Below are 20603 nucleotides of genomic sequence, written 5' to 3' on the forward strand. Positions count from 1 at the left end.
CTGGAGCACCCTTCTTGAACGTCGACGGCTTGATCTCCAACTTTGGAGAGCTCACGACGACCGGGCTGACCGTGGGAGCGATCTACGCCTTGGTCGCGCTCGGTTACACACTGGTCTACGGTGTCTTGAGGCTCATCAACTTCGCCCACTCCGAGGTCTTCATCTCTGGCGCGTACGCCGCGCTGTTCACCTGGGCCGCGTTCGGCCTGACCGGAAACTCCCGGGTCTCCGGCGTCGGTTCGATTGTGTTCTACCTGCTGGTCGCGATGCTGGTGGCGGCGCTGGCCTCGGCGACGGTCGCGACCGTGATCGAACGGGTGGCCTACCGACCGCTCCGTAAGCGCAACGCCCCGCCCCTGGCCTTCCTGATCACGGCGATCGGCGCGTCGATCGTCATCTCGGAGGCGTTCGGCGTCTACACCCGGCGGTTGTCGCGGGGCGCGCCGGCGGTGGTGCCGTCCGAGCCCCTGTTCCGGATCGGCAACGTGGAGATCGGCTGGGTGGAGTTGCTGATCATCGGTTCGGCGCTGCTGATGATGGTCGCGCTGGACCAGTTCATCAACCGCAGCCGGATCGGTCGTGGGATCCGGGCGGTGTCCCAGGACCCGAACACCGCGGCGCTGATGGGTGTGAACAAGGACCGGATCATCATGATGGTCTTCATCGCCGGTGGCCTGATGGCCGGCGTGGCGGGCGTGCTGTACAACGTGCGGATCGGCGCCCTGGCCTACAGCGTCGGGTTCCTCCTGGGGCTCAAGGCGTTCACCGCCGCGGTGCTCGGCGGCATCGGCAACCTGCGCGGCGCGTTGCTCGGCGGCCTGCTGCTCGGCCTGACCGAGAACTACGCCTCGGGCCTGTTCGGTGCGCAGTGGAAGGACCTGACCGCCTTCGTGGTGCTGGTCGTGCTGCTGATGTTCCGGCCGACCGGCCTGCTGGGCGAATCGCTGGGGAGGGCACGGGCATGACGACCGTCCTGGAGAGGGTGCGCGCCGGCCGCGAGGCGGCTGGTGAGCGGTGGCGGGGCGCGCCACGATGGGTGCGCTGGGTGCTGCTGGCCGCGGTGATCGCGTTCTTCTATGCGCTGCCGAACAGGGAGTTCTACCAGTGGCTCGGGCCGATCCCGACCACCGGGTCCAACTTCGGCCAGGTGCTGTTCATGATGTCGATCTACGTGTTGCTGGCCGTGGGCCTCAACATCGTGGTCGGCTTCGCCGGCCTGCTCGACCTGGGCTACTTCGGCTTCTTCGCCGTCGGCGCCTACACGGTGGCGGTGCTGACCTCGCCCAGCAGCGACCTCAAGACGGTGTGGCCGTGGCTGACAGTGCTGCCGATCGGGGTCGCCCTGGCGATGGTGTCGGGGGTGCTGCTGGGTCTGCCGACGCTGCGGTTGCGCGGCGACTACCTGGCGATCGTGACGCTGGGCTTCGCCGAGATGATCCGGCTGACGGCGACCAGCGCGGGGTTCCTGCGGGGCCAGCGCGGCTTCAACCAGATTCCGCACCCGCCGGGCGAGCACGGCGACGGGACGCCGATCTTCGGCGTGCTGGATGCTCGGCCGTACTACTGGCTGGTCCTCACCTTGATCATCCTGGTGGTGCTCGGCGTGCGGAACCTGACCCGCAGCCGGGTCGGCCGGGCCTGGATCTCCATCCGCGAGGATGAGGACGCGGCACAGCTGATGGGTGTGCCGACGTTCAAGTTCAAGCTGTGGGCGTTCGCCTCCGGTGCCGCCATCGGTGGCCTGGCCGGGGTGTTGTTCGCCGGTAAGCAGAACTTCGTCAACAACCAGAGCTTCGAGCTGCTGAACTCGATCATCATCCTGGCGGCGGTGATCCTCGGCGGTTCCGGCAACATCCTCGGGGCCATCGTCGGCGGCGGTCTCTCCTACTACCTGATCGAACGGTTCCGGGGTGTGGAGCTGTTCGGCATCGAGCTGTACGAGTACCGGTTCATGTTCTTCGGCCTGTGCCTGATCGTCATGATGATCTACCGACCGCAGGGCCTGATCGCCAACCGGCGTAGAGCGGCAGAGTTCAAGGACCGGCGCAAGGAGGTGACCGTCGGTGGCTGAGACGGTACAGAGCGTTCCCGCGCAGCGGACCGCGTCGGTCGACGCGGACCGTGAGCCGCTGCTCGAGGTCGACCACGTCACGCTCCGTTTCGGTGGCGTCGTCGCGCTCAACGACGTGAACTTCACCCTTTACAAGGGTGAAATCTTCGGGCTGATCGGGCCCAACGGCGCCGGCAAGACGACCTGCTTCAACGCGATGACCGGCATCTACCGCCCGACCGAGGGGGAGATCCGGTTCCGCGGTGAGCGGATCAACGGCAAGAAGCGGCACCAGATCACCCGGATGGGCATGGCCCGCACCTTCCAGAACATCCGGCTGTTCCCCGAGATGAGCGCGCTGGAGAACGTGCAGGTGGGCGCGGACGCGCACCACAAGACCAGCGTGATCTCCGCGTTGTTCCGGCTGCCCCGGCACTGGCGGGAGGAGCGGGACGGGATTGAGAAGGCCCGCGAGCTGCTCGACTTCGTCGGGATCGCCGGGCGGATGCACGAGACGGCCCGCAATCTCTCGTACGGCGAGCAGCGCCGGCTGGAGATCGCCCGGGCGCTGGCCACCGATCCGGTGCTGCTGTGCCTGGACGAGCCGGCGGCCGGCTTCAACCCGGCGGAGAAGGAGGAGCTGCTGCAGCTCATCCGGAAGATCCGTGACCGGGGCACCACCGTGCTGCTGATCGAGCACGACATGAAGCTGGTCATGGGTGTCACCGACCGGATCGCGGTCCTGGAATTCGGAAAGAAGATCGCGGAAGGGCTGCCGGCGGAGGTTCGGGAGAACCCGAAGGTGATCGCCGCCTACCTGGGGGTGCCGGACGATGCTGCTTGAGATCGATGATGTGAGCCTGCTCTACGGGCGGATCCAGGCGCTGCACGGCATCAGCCTGCAGGTGGACGAGGGCGAGATCGTCGCCCTGATCGGCGCCAACGGCGCCGGCAAGTCGACCACCATGCGCGCGATCTCCGGGATCCGGCCGGTCGCCAGCGGCCGGATCCGGTTCGACGGTGAGGACATCACCAAACTCCGGGCGGACCTGCGGGTGCGCCGGGGGCTGTGCCAGGCCCCGGAGGGCCGGGGCATCTTCCCGGGCATGACGGTGCTGGAGAACCTGGACATGGGGGCCTACACCCGGCGGGACCGGGCGGGTATCGCCCAGGACCTCGACCGGGTGTTGAATCTGTTCCCACGCCTGGCGGAACGGCGTAAGCAGCAGGGCGGTACGCTCTCCGGCGGTGAGCAGCAGATGCTGGCCGTCGGTAGGGCGCTGATGAGCCGGCCGAAGCTGCTGCTGCTCGATGAGCCATCGATGGGGCTGGCTCCGATGCTCATCCAGCAGATCTTCACCATCATTACCGAGATCAACGAGCAGGGCACCACCGTCCTGCTGGTCGAGCAGAACGCCCAGCAGGCGCTGGCCCGGGCGCACCGGGCGTATGTGCTGGAGACCGGCCGGATCGTCAAGAGCGGCACCGGCGAGGAACTGCTGCACGACCCGTCGGTCAAGGACGCCTACCTCGGCGTCGCTTGACCGGCCGCCACCCCTCATCCAAGGAGTGCACGTCATGTTCAACATCACCGGTCGGCGCCGGGCGGCCGTCGGGGTCACCGGCGCCGCGCTGCTGGCCCTGTCGATCGCCGGATGCGGCGAGAAGGAAGCTACCGAGCAGCCTGGCGGAGGCCCGTCCGTGACCGCCACGGCCGACTCGGCGCTGTCTGCGAAGGTGCCCGACGCGATCAAGGCGGACGGCAAGATCGTGGTGGGAAGTGACACGACCTACGCCCCGGCCGAGTTCCTCGACACCGACGGCAAGACGGCCATCGGCTTCGACGTCGAGCTGTTCACCGCGGTCGCCGGCAAGCTGGGGCTGAAGGCGGAGTTCGTGTCGGCGCCCTTCGGGGACATCATCACTGGCGTGGGTTCGGGCAAGTACGAGGTCGGCGTCTCGTCGTTTACGATCAACGACGAGCGCAAGGCGCAGGCCAACATGGTCAGCTACTACCAGGTCGGCACCCAGTGGGTGACGAAGACGGGCAACCCGGCCGGCATCGCGATCGACAACGCCTGCGGCAAGAAGATCGCCGTCCAGAAGGACACCGTCCAGGTCGAGGACATCCAAAAGCGCTCGAAGGCCTGCACCGACGCCGGGAAACCGGCCATCACCGTCGAGCAGTTCCCGGGCCAGGACGCCGCGACGGCCGCCGTGGTCTCGGGCAAGGACGACGCGATGCTCGCCGACTACCCGGTCGGGGTGTACGCGGTGACGAAGTCCGAGGGCCAGTTGGACCTGCTCGACAAGATGTACGAGGCGGCCCCGTACGGCTACGTTGTGGCCAAGGACCAGGTCGCGTTCGCCGAGGCCGTGCGGGACGCGACGAAGGCGCTGATCGCGGACGGGTCGTACCAGGCCATCCTCGACAAGTGGAAGGTCGGGGACGGCGCGATCACGGACCCCGCGATCAACCCGTAACAACATGGAATCCGAGGAAGTGACAACCGTACGGGCACGGCCGGAGCCGATCAAGGCCGTGCCCGTGCGGCACCCCGGCCGCTGGGTCGCGATCGCCGTGCTGGCGGTCCTGGCGGCGATGTTTGTCCATGTACTGGTCACGAACGAACAGTTCAAGTGGTCGTTCATGGTCGACAACATGTTCCGGCCGCCGATCATCGAGGGGATGCTGCGCGGAACGGTCCTGATGACCGTCTGCGCGATGGTGCTCGGCGTGTCCCTGGGCGTCGTGGTGGCGATCATGCGCCTCTCGACCAATCCGATCCTGCGAGTGGTCTCCTGGCTCTACACCTGGGTCTTCCGGGCCGTGCCGCGGCTGGTGCTGCTGGCCGTCTGCGGCAACCTGGGCATCCTCTGGAGCCGGGTCGAGTTCGGCGTGCCCTTCGACACCCAGATCGGTCAACTTTTCGGGGTCGACAACCTGGAGCTGCGGGCCTTCGGGTTCACGTCCCGGGACGTGCTGACCGGCTTCGTGGCCGGGCTGCTCGGTCTCGCGCTCTCCGAGGCGGCCTACATGGCGGAGATCGTGCGGGCCGGCATCCAGTCGGTGGACGGCGGGCAGAGCGAGGCGGCCTCGGCGCTGGGTATGAGCCGTGGGCAGATCCTGCGCCGGGTCGTGCTGCCGCAGGCGATGCGGGTCATCATCCCGCCGACCGGCAACGAGACCATCGCGATGCTGAAGGACACGTCGCTGCTGCTGGCCGTGCCGTACAGCGTCGAGCTGTTCTTCCAGCTCGACGCGGTGGGCAAGCGGACGTTCCAGATCTTCCCGATGTACGTCGCGGCCGTTCTCTGGTACCTCTTCCTGACCAGCATCCTGCTGGTCGGGCAGCACTTCCTTGAACGGCACTTCAGCAAGGGCTACGGGCGCAGCGAGCGGGCCCGGCTGCGGCTACGCACCATCACGGCCGAGCAGGGCGGCGGCGGCCAGGGGACGGCGGGAGCCTGATGAGCGAGTTGACTGTTCCCGCCCAGACGGGTGCGCAGGCCGCCGAGTCGGGCCTGATGGTCCAGGCCGAGCAGGTGCACAAGTCGTTCGGCCACCTCGAGGTGCTCAAGGGCATCGACCTCGAGGTGCGCAGTGGCGAGGTCTGCTGCCTGCTCGGGCCCTCCGGTTCCGGCAAGTCGACCTTCCTGCGCTGCATCAACCACCTGGAGAAGATCAACGCCGGCCGGATCCGGGTGGACGGCGAGCTGATCGGTTACCGGGAGCACGGTGGCAAGCTGCACGAGCTGCGCCAGAAGGAGGTCGCCGCGCAGCGCCGCTCGATCGGCATGGTGTTCCAGCGGTTCAACCTCTTCCCGCACATGACGGCCCTGGAGAACGTGATCGAGGCGCCGGTGCGGGTCAAGCGGGAGTCGAAGGCCGCGGCCCGGGAGCGGGCCGAAGCACTGCTGGCCCGGGTCGGCCTGGGCGACAAGATGGGCAACTACCCGGGGCAGCTCTCCGGCGGCCAGCAGCAGCGGGTGGCGATCGCCCGGGCCCTGGCGATGCAGCCGAAGCTGATGCTCTTCGACGAGCCGACCAGCGCGCTCGACCCCGAGCTGGTCGGCGAGGTGCTGGACGTCATGAAGGACCTGGCCCGTGACGGCATGACGATGATCGTGGTCACCCACGAGATCGGCTTCGCCCGCGAGGTCGGCGATTCGCTGGTCTTCATGGACGGCGGCGTCGTGGTCGAGCAGGGCAACCCGCGCGAGGTCATCGCGAACCCGCAGCACGACCGCACGAAGGCGTTCCTGGCCAAGGTGCTGTGACCTGGCGGGGACGTCCGTGAAGGGCGTCCCCGTCCACCGGTCCGGCGTGCCACGGTCGCGGCTCTCTGCCCCGTCGCACGCGGACGCTCCCGCGGAGAGCGGAGAGCACGGGTGCGCGGGATGACGCCGCGTCGTCGGGCCGCGACGAGGCGTCGCCCGCCACGTCGCTGCCGTTTGGTCGTAGGTCCCGGCTAGAGTCGCTGCCGTGACAGCTACCGCGCCGCGCCTGCTCCTCGTCGACGGACACTCCCTGGCATACCGGGCTTTCTTCGCCCTGCCGGTGGAAAACTTCTCCACAACGACCGGGCAGCCGACCAACGCGGTGTACGGCTTCACCTCCATGCTGATCAACGTGCTGCGCGACGAGCAGCCGACCCACATCGTCGTGGCCTTCGACGTGTCCCGCCGCTCGTTCCGCACCGAGAAGTACGCGGAGTACAAGGCCGGCCGCAGCGAGACCCCGACCGACTTCAAGGGCCAGGTGAGCCTGGTCAAGGAGGTCCTCGCGGCGCTACGTATCCCGGTGGTGGAGATGGAGGGCTACGAGGCCGACGACGTCATCGCCACCCTCGCCTGTCAGGCCCGCGACCAGGGCATGTCCGTGTTGATCACCAGCGGTGACCGGGACGCCTTCCAGCTGGTCGGCGAGAACGTCACGGTGCTCTACCCCCGTAAGGGCGTCTCCGACCTGGCCCGGATGGACCCGGCCGCGATCGAGGCGAAGTACGGCGTGCCCCCGGAGCGCTACCGCGACCTGGCCGCCCTGGTCGGCGAGACCAGCGACAACCTGCCGGGCGTGCCCGGTGTCGGCCCGAAGACCGCCGCCAAGTGGATCACCGCCTACGGCGGGGTCGAGGGGGTCGTCGCCCGCGCCGACGAGATCAAGGGCAAGGCCGGCGACAGCCTGCGTGAGCGTCTCGCCGACGTGATCCGCAACTATGAGATCAACTGCCTGGTCTCCGACCTGGAGCTGCCGCTGCGTCCCGAGGACGCCCGCTGGCCCGGCTGGGACCGGGAGGCCGTGCACCAGGTCTTCGACACCCTGGAGTTCCGCATCCTGCGCGATCGGCTCTACCAGTACCTCGAGGCGGTGGAGCCGGAGGCGGAGGCCGGCTTCGAGCTGGCCGGCGAGGTGCTCACCGAGCCGGGTGCGCTCAGCGAGTGGCTCGGCACGCACGGCTCGGCGGGCACCCCCGTGGGCATGGCGGCCAAGCTCGACACCGGCCCGAACCGCCGGCACACCGCGTCCGTGCTGGGCATGGCGCTGGCCACCGCGGCCGGCGCGGGCGTCTGGTTCGACCCGGCCCGCCTCGACCCCGCGGACGAGACGGCGCTGGCCGGCTGGCTCGTCGATGGGCAACGGCCGAAGGTGCTGCACGACAGCAAGCCCGTTGTGCTCGCCCTCGCCGCGCACGGCTGGCCGCTGGAGGGCATCGCCCGCGACACCCAGATCGCCGCCTACCTGGCCCGTCCCGACCAGCGCTCGTACGACCTGACCGACCTGGCGCTGCGCTACCTGCACCGGGAACTGCGGGTCGACGCCCCGGAGACCGGCCAGCTGACCCTGGAGGGGCTGGGCAACGACGGCGAGGCCGAGCAGAACCTCATGCTCCAGGCGCGCGCCACCCTCGATCTGGCCGACGCGATCGACGCGGAGCTGTCCCGCGACGGCGAGCAGTCCGCCCGGCTGATGGCCGGGGTGGAGCTGCCGCTCATGCGGGTGCTCGCCACCATGGAACGCACCGGCATCGCCGCCGACACGGACTACCTCTCCGAGCTGGAGGCGCACTTCGCGGCCGAGGTGAAGGCCGCCGCGCAGGGTGCGTACGAGGCGGTCGGGCGGGAGTTCAACCTCGGCTCGCCCAAGCAGCTGCAGGAGATCCTCTTCGGCGAGCTGGGCCTGCCGAAGACCAAGAAGATCAAGACCGGTTACACGACCGACGCCGACGCGTTGCAGTGGCTCTACGCGCAGAACCCACACCCGGTTCTGGCCCACCTGCTGCGCCACCGGGACGTGGCCAAGCTGAAGTCGACCGTGGACGGCCTGCTCAAGTCGGTCTCCGACGACGGCCGGATCCACACCACCTTCAACCAGACGGTGGCGGCCACCGGGCGGCTCTCGTCGACTGAACCGAACCTGCAGAACATCCCGATCCGTACCGAGGAGGGTCGGCGGATCCGCCGGGCGTTCGTGGTCGGGGAGGGCTACGACTGCCTTCTCACCGCCGACTACAGCCAGATCGAGATGCGGATCATGGCGCACCTCTCCTCGGACGACGCGTTGATCGACGCGTTCAACTCCGGCGCCGACTTCCACGCCGCGACGGCGTCGTCGGTGTTCGAGGTGCCGCTCGCCGAGGTCACACCCGACCAGCGCCGCAAGATCAAGGCGATGAACTACGGCCTGGCGTACGGGCTGAGCGCCTTCGGCCTCTCCCAGCAACTCGGGATCAGCACCGAGGAGGCGCGCGGCCTCATGGAGAACTACTTCGCCGGCTTCGGCGGAGTCCGCGACTACCTCCAGGAGGTCGTCGCCCGCGCCCGGCACGACGGCTACACCTCGACGATCCTTGGCCGCCGCCGCTACCTGCCCGACCTGGTCAGCGACAATCGGCAGCGCCGGGAGATCGCCGAGCGGATGGCGCTCAACGCCCCGATCCAGGGCTCCGCGGCCGACATCATCAAGGTCGCGATGCTGCGGGTCGACACCGCGTTGCGCGAGGCCGGGCTGGGTTCCCGGATGCTGCTCCAGGTGCACGACGAGCTGGTCTTCGAGGTGGCCCCGGGCGAGCGGCCGGCGCTGGAGGAACTGGTCCGCCGCGAGATGGGTGCGGCGCACCCGCTGGCGGTGCCGCTGGAGGTCTCCGTCGGCGAGGGCCGCGACTGGAACAGCGCCGACCACTGATCCGGCCCCGCCGCGCCGGTTGTGTCGTGGCGGGCAGGCCAGGCCGGTCGGCCGTCGGCTGCGCGGAGAACGGCGGGCCGGGGGTCACGCCCTCGCCGGGCCTGCCGGTAGGCCGTCGGCTCGTCCTGTGCGCCGTCGGCTCGTCCGGTAGGCCGTCGGCCCATCCGAAGACCGTCGGCTCGTCCTGTGCGCCGTCAGCCCGTCTGGCAGGCCGTCAGCTTCGCCGGTGGGTCGTCAGCTCGTCCGGCGGGTCGGTCGGCGCTCCGCGGGTTGCCGTCCCGCACCCCGCCGGTTCTTCGGTGGGGCGCCGCGGCGTTCGAGCGCGCGCCGGGACGGCCCGCCGGGCGGCGGCAGCGGCGCCTTGAGCGGGTCGTGTCCCCAGTTCATGAGCGAGAAGCGCCACTTGGTGTCACGGACGTCGCCCGATGGGCGTTGGGCCATGTGCCGGCGCACGTAGCCGACGACCTTGCGCATGTGCCGGAAGTCGGATTCGGAGAGTTCGGCGCGCTTGCGGCGCAGCAGGTCGAGGATCCGGCGGCCGGACTCGTGACCCACCGACTCGCCGGCCTTCGGGCCCTTCTTCCGCCAGCCGACATGCTTGGACTCGTCGGTCTCCAGCCATTTCGACAGCTCGCCGGGCTTCATGTTCACCGCCTCGGTGAACTCCCGGTAGGTGTCGCGGCCGTCGTCACCGCGGCTCATGGCGCAGCACCTCCGGACGGTGGGCGACGTCCCGGCCCGAGTCGTCGTTACGGATCCGGTACTGCGGCTCCTCCTCGGAGGCGTTCACGGTGTGCCCGCGTACGTGTGTCCGGTCGACCAGCTTCTCCTTGACCACGCCGTACGCCCGGCCGCTGTGACTGGCCCAGGAGACGTGGTCGCCCTCGCGGAAATCCCTCTTCTCGGCCATGCCGTCCGGTTACCCGGGGGCGGCCGGCGGAAACGACGCCGGTCAGGGGGTGATCTCGGCGATCGACAGTTTGATCTCGAACGGCTCGGAAAGCTCGATCAGCTCGGCGCTGTCGGCGACCAGCTCGTACTGCCGCTCCCCGCCCGGGCCGATCCGGTCACCCCGGCGGTATGCGTACAGGTGTACCGGATCCTGCTCGATGCGCCAGTAGAAGGGGATGCCGCTGGCGGCGTACTCGCCGGGTTTGGCGAACCGGTCGATCCGCCGGGTGCCGGGGGAGACGATCTCTACCGCGAGCACGACGTCCTCGGCCCGCAGCAGGGACTGGCCCCGAGGGAGATCGGCACGGCGTAGAACGACATCCGGCTGTCGGCTGGTGTTGGAGCTGAGGGCGACGCCGACGGCCTGGGACACCCGCAGTTCGGTGGGCGCGTGCTGGAGTAGCCAGCGGGCCAGCAGGAGTGAGATGTCCTGTTGGCCGAGGGTGGGGGAGGGTGTCACCTGGATTACTCCGTCGACGAGTTCGACGCGGGGGGCGTCGTCCGGCAGGTGGAGCAGGTCCTCCAGCGTGTAGTCGGCACGCTGCTGCCGGACCGGGTCCGGACACCAGGGGCCAGGTGGTGTCGCGATCGGCTCGGCGCTCACCGGCACAGCGTGACTCCGTCGATGTTCCGTGGGCCGGACTCCGGGTGCGACGACCTGGTCACGCGGGTTTCTCGGTCACGAAGATCGCGGTGCCGGGAAAGAGCCGGCCACGCAGCGGGCTCCACTGCCCCCAGATCCCCTCGTGCCCCTGGGGCCACTCCGGCTCCACGAGGTCGACCAGGCGGAATCCCGCACCGACCAGTTCCCGGACCCGGTCGCCGAGGGTGCGGTGCTGCTCGACGTAGGTGGCGGTGCCCGAGTCGTCCTGCTCCACGTACGGCCGGCGGTCGAAGTAGGAGTGCACGGCCCGCAGGCCGCCCTCGCCCGGGTCGTCGAGGAAGATCCACCGCATCGGGTGGGTGACCGAGAAGACCCAACGGGCGCCGGGCCGCAGCACCCGGTACACCTCCCGCATCAGGGCCGCCGAGTCGGCCACGAACGGGACCGCCCCGAACGCCGTGCACGCGGTGTCGAACGCCGCGTCGGCGAAGGGCAGGGCGAGCGCGTCGGCCTGCACGAGCGGCACGCGTACGCCGGTGCGTTCGGCGGCCTGCGCGGCGTGGCGCAGCATGCCCGCGGAGAGGTCCATGGCGACCGGGCGGGCGCCCTGGGTGGCCAGCCACCGGGAGGCCGCAGCCGCGCCGCAACCGACCTCCAGGATCCGGCGCCCGGCCAGGTCGCCGAGGAGGTGTACGTCCGCCTCGCGCACTCCCTCCGGGCACCAGACGAAGTCCACGTCGCCGAGGAACGCCCCGTGCTCGGCCTGGTAGTCGTCGGCGTCCTCGTCCCACCAGCGGCGGCTTGCCACACGGGCCTCGGCGTCGCCGACCCGGCGCCGGGTCACCCGGCTGTCGTCGTCCATCCGCTCACGCTAGGGCCTCGCCTCGCCGGGTGGCCGGGTGGGTGCCCGGGCCCGCGCCGGGCCGACCCGGGCCGGGGTGGCGGCGCGGACCGGCGGACCCGGGGGCCGCGTGGGCTGCGGTACCGCCGTGACGGGTGTGACGCAGGAGACAACCGTGACGGATTCGGGCCGATTTCTCGGCTTTCGCAGCTCACGAGGCGATGAGCCGGGCGGGAGGGCTTGCACGCTGTGGTAATGCGCAAGGTAGGCTTGACGATGCGCTCGCGGATCGTGCACCTCGGCAGGGAGCAGGTGCGCGGTCGACGAGGCCACTGACGGCGCCACATCATCGCATCTGGCAATCGATCGGTGTGCCAAGCGACGGGTCCGCTGGCGCGACCGGGTCACCGCGACACCAGCCTGCTGTGACATCCCATCCGACCGGAGCAACCGCCCACATGACGAGCAGCATCGAGGCTCCCTCGAGCGCCACCAAGGTCACCGTCGACGACCTCGGCTCTGAGGAGGCTTTCCTCGCCGCGATCGACGAGACCATCAAGTACTTCAACGACGGCGACATTGTCGAAGGCACCGTCGTCAAGGTCGATCGGGACGAGGTCCTGCTCGACATCGGCTACAAGACCGAGGGTGTCATTCCCTCTCGGGAGCTGTCGATCAAGCACGACGTGGACCCGGCCGAGGTCGTGTCGGTCGGTGACCACATCGAGGCCCTCGTCCTTCAGAAGGAGGACAAGGAGGGTCGCCTGATCCTCTCGAAGAAGCGGGCGCAGTACGAGCGGGCCTGGGGCACGATCGAGAAGATCAAGGACGAGGACGGCGTCGTCCGCGGTTCGGTCATCGAGGTGGTCAAGGGTGGCCTCATCCTCGACATCGGCCTGCGCGGCTTCCTTCCCGCCTCCCTGGTCGAGATGCGGCGGGTGCGTGACCTGCAGCCGTACGTCGGCCGCGAGCTCGAGGCCAAGATCATCGAGCTGGACAAGAACCGCAACAACGTGGTTCTGTCCCGCCGGGCCTGGCTCGAGCAGACCCAGTCCGAGGTGCGCACCGAGTTCCTCAACAAGCTTCAGAAGGGCCAGGTCCGCAAGGGCGTCGTGTCCTCGATCGTCAACTTCGGCGCGTTCGTCGACCTCGGCGGCGTGGACGGTCTGGTGCACGTCTCCGAGCTCTCCTGGAAGCACATCGACCACCCGTCCGAGGTCGTCGAGGTGGGCCAGGAGGTCGAGGTCGAGGTCCTGGACGTCGACTTGGACCGCGAGCGGGTCTCGCTGTCGCTGAAGGCGACCCAGGAGGACCCGTGGCGTCAGTTCGCCCGCACCCACGCGATCCAGCAGATCGTGCCGGGTAAGGTCACCAAGCTGGTGCCGTTCGGTGCGTTCGTCCGCGTCGACGACGGCATCGAGGGCCTGGTCCACATCTCCGAGCTGGCCGAGCGCCACGTGGAGATCCCGGAGCAGGTCGTCCAGGTCGGCTCCGAGGTCATGGTCAAGGTCATCGACATCGACCTGGAGCGCCGCCGGATCTCGCTGTCGCTCAAGCAGGCCAACGAGGGCTTCGTCGAGGGCGAGGAGCACTTCGACCCGACCCTCTACGGCATGGCCGCGACCTACGACGCCGAGGGCAACTACATCTACCCGGAGGGCTTCGACCCGGAGACGGGCGAGTGGCTCGAGGGGTACGACAAGCAGCGCGAGACATGGGAGAACCAGTACGCCGAGGCTCGCCAGCGCTGGGAGGCGCACCAGAAGCAGGTGCAGAACTCCCGCGCCGCCGAGGCCGAGGCCGCTGCCAACCCGGCTCCGGCGGTCACCGGCGCCACCTCCACCAGCGCGGCCCCGAGCCGCCAGGAGGAGCCGGCCGGCACCCTGGCCACCGACGAGGCTCTCGCCGCCCTGCGGGAGAAGCTCGCCGGCGGCAAGTGACCCGCACGGCAGGTTCGACTCGGCGCCTCTGACGCCGACGACCACAGGCCCCGCCCTCGACGATCTCCGGATCGTCGAGGGCGGGGCCTTCGCCATCTCCGCGCCCGCGCGCCGTCCGCGCCGTGTCCGCGCCGCGCCGTGTCCGCGCGGCGTTGTCTCCGCGTCCGCGGCGTGTCCGCGTCCGCGCCGCGCCGTCTCCGTGCCCCCGCCGGCTCGCCCTGCCCGCGGTCCGCTGGGGACGCGGAACGACCCGGACTCGCCGGTTTGATCGACTCGACATCCCTGAAGTCGGGGTATCCGTCACAGCCGGACACCCCGACCTCCATGACCGCGAGTGGATCATCCTCGCCACCGACGGAGCGGTGGGAACACACCCGGTGCCCGCGCGGTGGCGGGGGTCGTTTGGTGCGACGGACGTGATCAGGTTGACTGGGGACCGTGCTGATGGCAGGGCTGACCGGGGGAATCGGATCGGGTAAGAGCGTCGTGTCGGCGCGTCTCGCCGAGCGGGGCGCGGTGCTGATCGACGCCGACCGTATAGCGCGGGAGGTGGTCGCCCCGGGCACCCCGGGGCTCGCCGAGATCGTCGAGGTCTTCTCGCCGCGGGTACTGGCCGCTGACGGCAGCCTCGACCGGGCCGCGCTGGGCGCCGTCGTCTTCGCCGACGAAGCCGCCCGGCGCCGGTTGGAGGCGATCACGCACCCCCGGGTACGCGCCCGGACCGCCGAGCTCGCCGCCGCGGCGGCACCCGACGCGGTAGTGGTCAACGACGTGCCGCTCCTGGTCGAGGTGGGGCTCGTGCCCACGTACCACCTGGTGATCGTGGTGGAGACGGCCGTGTCCGTCCGGTTGGAGCGGCTGGCCCGCGACCGGGGGATGGATCGCGCGGAGGCCGAGCGGCGGATCGCCGCGCAGGCCGACGACGCCCGCCGGCGCGCCGCGGCCGACGCGCTGCTCAGCAACGACGGCAGCCTGGCCGAGCTGTACGCGGCGGTCGACGCGCTCTGGCACGACCGGCTGCTGCCCTATGAACGCAACGTGCGTGAGCGGCGGGTGGCCCGGCCGCGGCAGGTGCAGCTGGGCGAGTACGACCCGACGTGGCCGCAGCAGTACGCGCGCTTGGCCGCCCGGATCCGCCACGCGCTCGGCCCGGCCGATATGCGGATCGATCACATCGGGCCGACGGCGGTTCCCGGTCTCGCGGCGCGGGACGTCATCGACGTCCAGCTCACCGTGCCGTCCCTCGCCGAGGCGGACGGCACGATCGCGCAGCGGCTGGCCGACGCCGGGTTCCCCCGGATGCCGGGCGACTGGTGGGACGACCCCCGCCCGGCCGGCAGCGGCCGGTGGGAGAAGCGGCTGCACGGCAGCGCGGACCCGGGCCGTGCGGTGAACCTGCACGTCCGCGTGGCCGATTCACCCGGCTGGCGGTACGCGCTGCTGATGCGTGACCACCTGCGCGCCGACCCGGGGCAGCGGGCCGAATATCTGCTGTTCAAGCAGGAGCTGGCGGCCTCGGCCCCAGACGGCGCCGACTTCCCGACCATCAGGGACCCGTGGTTCGACGAGGAGTACCTGCGCGCTGAGGAGTGGGCCGCCCAGACCGGCTGGCGGCCCTGACCGTACCGGCGGTGGAGCCTCAGCGCGACGAGTGGGCGGCCGGCCGCTCGGGCGACCCGGCCGGGCGTTTCGGGGCGGGCAGCGTCGGCACCCGCCCGGGTTGAAGGTCGAGCTGCGCCCAGGTGGCCGTACCGGTGCGTACCTCCACCCGGCGGAGCAGACCGTCGCGGTCGATCCAGTAGCGGAGCAGGTTCCGGCCTCCGCGCAGCTCGACGACGTCGACCGGACGGTCGGCCACGGTGTCCTCCCGCAGCCGGACGGCCGTGCCACGCGGTGCTGTGCGACCGGCGGTGAGCGCCGCGTCCACCAGCACGCCGACGTCGTCCGCGCCGGCCCGTTCGGACTTCCACGTGACGTCGGCCGGAGGCGGCAGCGGTGGCTTCTCGGGTTTCTCCGGGTCGCCCGTCGCCGGGACCTGCGCGCGGGACACGCCGGCCGCGTCCCGCCAGCGCAGCGTCCGGTGTTCCGGCACGCCGAGGTCGGTGACCGCCAGGTAGCCGGTACGGCGGGTCCAGCTGAGCCAGCCCGCACCACGCAGGTTCGTCTCACGCCGCACCGGAGCGGTGAGGGTCACCGTGGCCCCCTGGCGGGCGCGCAGCCGCTCGGGGAGGCGCTCCAACCGGGTCCGCTCGGCGGCGGTCAACGCCCGGGGCAGACCGGGCCGGCCGCCCAGGGCGTCGATGGGGCGCAGGGTCGGTCGGTCCGTCCGCTTGAGGTCGACGTTCACCGCTCCCGACCCGGGAAGCCGGACGGCCATCCGGTGCACCCGGGCGTCGTCGTCGACCCAGTACCGCGGCCGGTCGTCCGGGTCGGGCTCGATGGTCGCCGACCCCGGCAGGGGAGCCTGTAGTACGTCGACCGGACCGGCGGCGAAGGTCTCGCGGGCCACCCAGCGGGCCCCGGCCGGCGGGGCCGGGTCCGGGCGATCGGCGGCGAGGTCGAAGAGCAGCTTGAGCACGGGCGCCAGGGCATGCCCGGCGGGCAGCTCGTGCAGTCGCCAGCGGTCCGCGGGAGGCACCAGCGGGGGCGGCGCGGCGGTGGGCACGGCCGACGGGTCGGGCCGGATCACCAGCACCGCGGGCGTGGCCTGGAGCAGACCGCGTTCGGCGCCGGCACCGGGACCGCCGACGTCCAGGTAGAGCAGCGGGCGGGACCAGTCCACCCAGCCCACCAGTTCGATGCGGGACTGCTCGGTGCCGATCGTCACGTGCACCCCGGCGCGCAGGTCGCGGTAGTTGGTCACCCGGACCGCCGCCAGCCGCTCGGCCTCGACGGGGGTCAGCGCCCGGGGCGGCGCGGACGGTTCGGGCGCCCAGCTGAGCAACCCGAGCACCAGTCCCGCGGCGGACAGGACCGCGACCAGGCCGAGCAGCGCCAGCAGGTTACGCCGACGCCGGGCGGTGACCTTCGGCAACAGCCCGGTGTCGTCGGGGCCGGCACCCGCGGGGCCGGGCGGCGGCACCGCGACGGCGGGCAGGGCGCGACTCGGGCCGCTGCGGGCGGTCAGGGGCACGTCCGTGGGATCCGGACGGGAGGCCCGGGCTCGGGATGCTTCCACGCGTTGTTGAACGGCCGGAGGTGCACGGAGTGACGAGCAGGGCGCTCGCGGCGGCCGGTGCGCCTCTGGCGCGACCACGTCGGGTGCGCACGCCAGGCAACCGGGTGCTGCGACCACCGTGCCGGGGGCGACCGCCGGCCGTGATGTCGGCCGGGCCGCCGGACCGGTCGGCCGCCGCGAGCGGCCTACACGCAGAGGGTAGTCCGGTGGCATGTGGCACACAATGGGAATATCGAAGCTGGTCACCCGCCTTCTGGTCGGCCGAACCTGTCGGACCGGCGGCGTACCGTTGAGGTCATGGCGCTCGACATTCCCCGGCTCGACGGCCGTTTCCAGGTCGTCAGTGAATTCCAGCCCGCCGGTGACCAGCCGGCGGCCATCGACGACCTGGAGCGGCGGGTCCGGCGTGGCGACCGCAACACCGTGCTGCTCGGTGCGACCGGCACCGGCAAGAGCGCCACCACCGCGTGGCTCATCGAGCGGTTGCAGCGGCCGACGCTGGTGCTCGCGCCCAACAAGACGCTCTGCGCGCAGCTGGCCAAGGAGTTCAGCGAGCTGCTGCCGAACAACGCCGTCGAATACTTCGTCTCCTACTACGACTACTACCAGCCCGAGGCCTACATCCCGCAGACCGACACCTACATCGAGAAGGACTCCTCGATCAACGAGGAGGTCGAGCGGCTGCGGCACTCGGCGACCATGTCGCTGCTCACCCGCCGCGACGTGGTCGTGGTGGCCACCGTGTCGGCGATCTACGGTCTGGGCACCCCGGAGGAGTACCTCGACCGTGCGGTGCGGATGGCCGTCGGCCAGGAACTCGACCGCGACCAGCTGCTGCGCCGCCTGGTCGACATCCAGTACACCCGCAACGACATGGCCTTCAACCGGGGCACCTTCCGGGTCCGGGGCGACACTCTGGAGATCATTCCGGCGTACGAGGAACTGGCCGTCCGGATCGAGCTCTTCGGTGACGAGGTGGAGAAGCTCTACTACCTCAACCCGCTCACCGGCGACGTGGTCCGCGAGGTCGACCACCTGATGATCTTCCCGGCCACCCACTACGCCGCCGGTCCGGAGCGGATGGAGCGGGCGATCCGTGACATCGAGACCGAGTTGGCCGAGCGGCTGGCGGAGCTGGAGCGGCAGGGCAAGCTGCTGGAGGCCCAGCGGCTGCGGATGCGCACCACGTACGACATCGAGATGATGCGCCAGGTGGGCTTCTGCTCCGGCATCGAGAACTACTCGATGCACATCGACGGCCGGCTGCCGGGCAGCCCCCCGCACTGCCTCCTCGACTACTTCCCCGACGACTTCCTGACCGTGATCGACGAGTCGCACGTGACGATCCCGCAGATCGGCGGCATGTACGAGGGCGACGCCTCCCGCAAGCGGATGCTCATCGACCACGGCTTCCGGCTGCCCAGCGCCGCCGACAACCGGCCGCTGCGTTTCGACGAGTTCCTGGAGCGGGTCGGCCAGATGGTCTTCCTCTCCGCCACGCCCGGCCCGTGGGAGCTGGAGCAGGCGCAGGGCGAGTTCGTCGAGCAGGTGATCCGCCCGACCGGCCTGATCGATCCGGAGGTCATCGTGAAGCCCACGAAGGGGCAGATCGACGACCTCATGCACGAGATCAAGCTGCGTACCGAGCGGGACGAGCGGGTGCTGGTCACCACGCTCACCAAGAAGATGGCCGAGGACCTGTCCGACTACCTGCTGGAGAACGGCATCCGGGTGCGCTACCTGCACTCCGAGGTCGACACGCTGCGCCGGGTGGAGCTGCTGCGCGAGCTGCGTAAGGGCGACTACGACGTGCTCGTCGGCATCAACCTGCTGCGCGAGGGTCTCGACCTGCCCGAGGTGTCGCTGGTGGCGATCCTCGACGCCGACAAGGAGGGTTTCCTGCGCAGCGGCCGATCGTTGATCCAGACCATCGGCCGGGCGGCCCGTAACGTGTCCGGCCAGGTCCACATGTACGCCGACAAGATCACTCCGTCGATGGCGGACGCGATCGAGGAGACCAACCGGCGGCGGGCCAAGCAGATTGCGCACAACGAGGCCCACGGCATCAGCCCCGAGCCGCTGCGTAAGAAGATCCACGACATCCTCGACGACATCTACCGCGAGGCCGAGGACACCGCGCAGAACACCGTGGGCGGTGCGGTGCGGCAGCTGTCCCGAGGCAAGGCGCCGGTCAAGGAGACCCGCAGCCGTGGCCGGGCGGCTGCCTCCACCCCGTCGCGGGAGGGGATGGCCCGGGCCGACCTGGCGCAGCTCATCCAGGAACTCAACGACCAGATGCTCGGCGCCGCCCGGGAGCTGCAGTTCGAGTTGGCCGCCCGGATCCGCGACGAGATCGCCGACCTGAAGAAGGAGCTGCGCGGCATGGACGCCGCCGGTGTGAAGTGAGCGCGGGTCCCCGCCGGTGACGACGGGCGGGCCGGCCGACGGGGTCGTCCTCGGGCTTCCCTCGGTCGCGCTGCGCCCGTACGTCGAGCGGTACGTCGGCTATCGGGAGCGCGCGGAGCTGCCGTTGGTGCGCCGCGAGACGGCCGGCGCGTTCGTGGTGCTCATCCTCGGCTGGGGCGCCCCGCTCGACGTGATCGATCCGCGTAGCAGGCAGCGCAGCGCGTACGGCGTGAACTCCTTCGTGGCCGGCACGTTCGACAGGTGGTGTCGTACCGAGACGGTCGGCGTGGGGGAGGGCGCCCAGGTGTTGCTGGCACCGTTGACCGCCCGCCGGATCCTCGGCCTGCCCCTGGTCGAGCTGGCGAACCGGGCCGCGGACGTGGCCGTGCTGCCCGGCAGCTGGCTCGACCGGCTCCGGCAGCGGCTCGCGGAGACGCCGGCCTGGTCGCAGCGGTTCGCGCTGCTGGACGAGGTGTTCACCGCCCGGCTGGCCGCCTCGGCGCCGGCTGACCCACGAGTCGCCTGGGCCTGGCGGCGGCTCGACGCGAGCGGCGGCCGGGTCGGAATCGGACTGCTCGCCGACGAGGTGGGATGGAGTCGGCGACACCTCGCCGCCCGGTTCCGGCACGAGGTCGGGCTGTCGCCGAAGACCACGGCGCGGCTGCTGCGCTTCCAGCGGGCGTACGCGGCGCTGACCGGCCCGCTGCTGCCGGTGTCGCCAGCGCCCGACCTCGGACCGTTCGACAGTGGGGCCGACGTGGCCGCCCGGTTCGGCTACTACGACCAGTCACATCTGATTCGCGACTTCCGGGAGTTCGCCGGTGACACGCCCGCGGCGCTGTCCGCGGGCAGTCGTCCGGGGTGACTGGCCGAGGTCACATTCGTCCAATCGCCGTGGCCGATCCGGCGGCAGACTCGGAGCCATGCGTACCCTCTATCCCGTTTTTCGCTACCCAGACCCCCACGCCGCCATCGACTGGCTCTGCGCCGCCTTCGGCTTCGCGGTGCACGCCGTGCATGAGGCCCCGGACGGCAGCGTGGCCCATGCCGAACTCATCCTGGACACCGGCATGATCATGCTTGGCGGACGTGCCGAGCCCCGGCCGCGGCCGGCCGAGGAGGACGCGGCGGTGTACGTCGCGATCGACGACGTCGACGCCCACCACGCGCGGGCCCGGGCCGCCGGCGCCGAGATCATCCGCGAGCCGTTCGACACCGACTACGGTTCACGGGACTACGCCGCCCGTGATCTCGCCGGCAACGTGTGGAGCTTCGGCACCTACCGAGCCTGACCGCGAGGCGCCATAAGGCCTGTTTCATCAGGCTCGCTCGGGCACGGTCTTGTGAAGCAGGCCTTAACGCCCGGCCGGTCCCATGTCGCCGGACGGCTGGTCGCGGAGGGCGTCGACGTCCGGCGCCTCCTCGACGGGAAGAGAATCGGGCTGAG

The 20603-nt window shown here is 70.5% G+C and carries 18 protein-coding genes; 13 read left to right on the plus strand and 5 right to left on the minus strand.

What is annotated here, in order from left to right:
* Positions 1–14: 14 nt before the first annotated feature.
* The 8 genes from AB0F98_RS14445 to polA all read left to right on the plus strand — a co-directional run bounded on the left by AB0F98_RS14445 (position 15) and on the right by polA (position 9236).
* Positions 15–965, plus strand: a complete 951-nt coding sequence (locus AB0F98_RS14445) for a branched-chain amino acid ABC transporter permease (RefSeq protein WP_357734185.1) — start codon at positions 15–17, stop codon at positions 963–965.
* Complete coding sequence (locus tag AB0F98_RS14450) at positions 962–2071, plus strand: branched-chain amino acid ABC transporter permease (RefSeq protein WP_357734188.1); 1110 nt, start codon at positions 962–964, stop codon at positions 2069–2071. Before AB0F98_RS14445 ends, AB0F98_RS14450 begins: the two co-directional genes overlap by 4 nt.
* On the plus strand, positions 2064–2894 hold the full coding sequence (locus tag AB0F98_RS14455) for an ABC transporter ATP-binding protein (protein WP_357734191.1): 831 nt from the start codon (positions 2064–2066) through the stop codon (positions 2892–2894). The genes AB0F98_RS14450 and AB0F98_RS14455 overlap by 8 nt, the downstream gene beginning before the upstream one ends.
* Positions 2884–3594 (plus strand): ABC transporter ATP-binding protein, encoded by a 711-nt coding sequence (locus AB0F98_RS14460; RefSeq protein ID WP_357734195.1) that lies wholly within the window; start codon positions 2884–2886, stop codon positions 3592–3594. Before AB0F98_RS14455 ends, AB0F98_RS14460 begins: the two co-directional genes overlap by 11 nt.
* A gap of 34 nt (positions 3595–3628) precedes the next feature.
* Positions 3629–4534 (plus strand): ABC transporter substrate-binding protein, encoded by a 906-nt coding sequence (locus AB0F98_RS14465; protein ID WP_357734198.1) that lies wholly within the window; start codon positions 3629–3631, stop codon positions 4532–4534.
* 4 nt (positions 4535–4538) lie between these two features.
* Positions 4539–5522: an amino acid ABC transporter permease gene (locus tag AB0F98_RS14470; protein ID WP_357734201.1), complete on the plus strand. Its 984-nt coding sequence runs from the start codon at positions 4539–4541 to the stop codon at positions 5520–5522.
* Complete coding sequence (locus AB0F98_RS14475; RefSeq protein WP_357734204.1) at positions 5522–6331, plus strand: amino acid ABC transporter ATP-binding protein; 810 nt, start codon at positions 5522–5524, stop codon at positions 6329–6331. Before AB0F98_RS14470 ends, AB0F98_RS14475 begins: the two co-directional genes overlap by 1 nt.
* Positions 6332–6536: 205 nt before the next feature.
* The gene (gene polA, locus AB0F98_RS14480; protein ID WP_357734207.1) at positions 6537–9236 is read left to right on the plus strand and encodes a DNA polymerase I; all 2700 of its coding nucleotides are present in this window, start codon (positions 6537–6539) and stop codon (positions 9234–9236) included.
* A gap of 234 nt (positions 9237–9470) precedes the next feature.
* Here the strand turns inward: polA and AB0F98_RS14485 are convergent, their stop codons facing one another.
* The 4 genes from AB0F98_RS14485 to AB0F98_RS14500 are packed head-to-tail and all read right to left on the minus strand — an operon-like array spanning position 9471 to position 11653.
* The gene (locus AB0F98_RS14485) at positions 9471–9938 is read right to left on the minus strand and encodes a DUF3140 domain-containing protein (protein ID WP_357734210.1); all 468 of its coding nucleotides are present in this window, start codon (positions 9936–9938) and stop codon (positions 9471–9473) included.
* Entirely contained in the window at positions 9925–10146 is a 222-nt protein-coding gene (locus AB0F98_RS14490; RefSeq protein ID WP_076467720.1) for a DUF2945 domain-containing protein, read from the minus strand. The genes AB0F98_RS14485 and AB0F98_RS14490 overlap by 14 nt, the downstream gene beginning before the upstream one ends.
* Positions 10147–10188: 42 nt before the next feature.
* Positions 10189–10791 (minus strand): Uma2 family endonuclease, encoded by a 603-nt coding sequence (locus AB0F98_RS14495; RefSeq protein WP_357734213.1) that lies wholly within the window; start codon positions 10789–10791, stop codon positions 10189–10191.
* 58 nt (positions 10792–10849) lie between these two features.
* Positions 10850–11653, minus strand: coding sequence for a class I SAM-dependent methyltransferase (locus tag AB0F98_RS14500; RefSeq protein ID WP_357734216.1), 804 nt, complete (start codon positions 11651–11653; stop codon positions 10850–10852).
* A gap of 437 nt (positions 11654–12090) precedes the next feature.
* On the opposite strand from AB0F98_RS14500, the gene rpsA reads away from it, so the two are divergent.
* A complete protein-coding gene (gene rpsA / locus AB0F98_RS14505; RefSeq protein WP_120677947.1) occupies positions 12091–13572 on the plus strand; it encodes a 30S ribosomal protein S1 in 1482 nt (493 codons plus the stop codon).
* 438 nt (positions 13573–14010) lie between these two features.
* A complete protein-coding gene (gene coaE / locus AB0F98_RS14510) occupies positions 14011–15192 on the plus strand; it encodes a dephospho-CoA kinase (protein ID WP_357734220.1) in 1182 nt (393 codons plus the stop codon).
* A 19-nt stretch (positions 15193–15211) separates the two neighbouring features.
* On the opposite strand, the gene AB0F98_RS14515 is transcribed toward coaE, so the two are convergent.
* A complete protein-coding gene (locus AB0F98_RS14515) occupies positions 15212–16705 on the minus strand; it encodes a hypothetical protein (RefSeq protein WP_357734223.1) in 1494 nt (497 codons plus the stop codon).
* A 342-nt stretch (positions 16706–17047) separates the two neighbouring features.
* On the opposite strand from AB0F98_RS14515, the gene uvrB reads away from it, so the two are divergent.
* From uvrB to AB0F98_RS14530, 3 genes are read left to right on the plus strand one after another with little or no spacing between them, the layout of a single operon-like run.
* The gene (gene uvrB / locus AB0F98_RS14520; protein WP_357734226.1) at positions 17048–19156 is read left to right on the plus strand and encodes an excinuclease ABC subunit UvrB; all 2109 of its coding nucleotides are present in this window, start codon (positions 17048–17050) and stop codon (positions 19154–19156) included.
* Between the two features lie 16 nt (positions 19157–19172).
* Entirely contained in the window at positions 19173–20021 is an 849-nt protein-coding gene (locus tag AB0F98_RS14525; RefSeq protein ID WP_357734229.1) for an AraC family transcriptional regulator, read from the plus strand.
* Positions 20022–20079: 58 nt separating this feature from the next.
* On the plus strand, positions 20080–20448 hold the full coding sequence (locus tag AB0F98_RS14530; protein ID WP_357734233.1) for a VOC family protein: 369 nt from the start codon (positions 20080–20082) through the stop codon (positions 20446–20448).
* Positions 20449–20603: the final 155 nt, after the last annotated feature.

The sequence above is a fragment of the Micromonospora sp. NPDC023737 genome (assembly GCF_040639715.1).
GTDB lineage: Bacteria > Actinomycetota > Actinomycetes > Mycobacteriales > Micromonosporaceae > Micromonospora.

Bases quoted from the DNA above. Each gene is read 5' to 3' on its own strand.
- AB0F98_RS14530 (WP_357734233.1), top strand. From the start codon at position 20,080: ATGCGTACCCTCTATCCCGTTTTTCGCTACCCAGACCCCCACGCCGCC.
- AB0F98_RS14465 (WP_357734198.1), top strand. From the start codon at position 3,629: ATGTTCAACATCACCGGTCGGCGCCGGGCGGCCGTCGGGGTCACCGGC.
- uvrB (WP_357734226.1), top strand. From the start codon at position 17,048: ATGGCGCTCGACATTCCCCGGCTCGACGGCCGTTTCCAGGTCGTCAGT.
- rpsA (WP_120677947.1), top strand. From the start codon at position 12,091: ATGACGAGCAGCATCGAGGCTCCCTCGAGCGCCACCAAGGTCACCGTC.
- AB0F98_RS14475 (WP_357734204.1), top strand. From the start codon at position 5,522: ATGAGCGAGTTGACTGTTCCCGCCCAGACGGGTGCGCAGGCCGCCGAG.
- AB0F98_RS14490 (WP_076467720.1), bottom strand. From the start codon at position 10,146: ATGGCCGAGAAGAGGGATTTCCGCGAGGGCGACCACGTCTCCTGGGCC.
- AB0F98_RS14500 (WP_357734216.1), bottom strand. From the start codon at position 11,653: ATGGACGACGACAGCCGGGTGACCCGGCGCCGGGTCGGCGACGCCGAG.
- AB0F98_RS14460 (WP_357734195.1), top strand. From the start codon at position 2,884: ATGCTGCTTGAGATCGATGATGTGAGCCTGCTCTACGGGCGGATCCAG.
- AB0F98_RS14485 (WP_357734210.1), bottom strand. From the start codon at position 9,938: ATGAGCCGCGGTGACGACGGCCGCGACACCTACCGGGAGTTCACCGAG.
- AB0F98_RS14450 (WP_357734188.1), top strand. From the start codon at position 962: ATGACGACCGTCCTGGAGAGGGTGCGCGCCGGCCGCGAGGCGGCTGGT.
- AB0F98_RS14470 (WP_357734201.1), top strand. From the start codon at position 4,539: ATGGAATCCGAGGAAGTGACAACCGTACGGGCACGGCCGGAGCCGATC.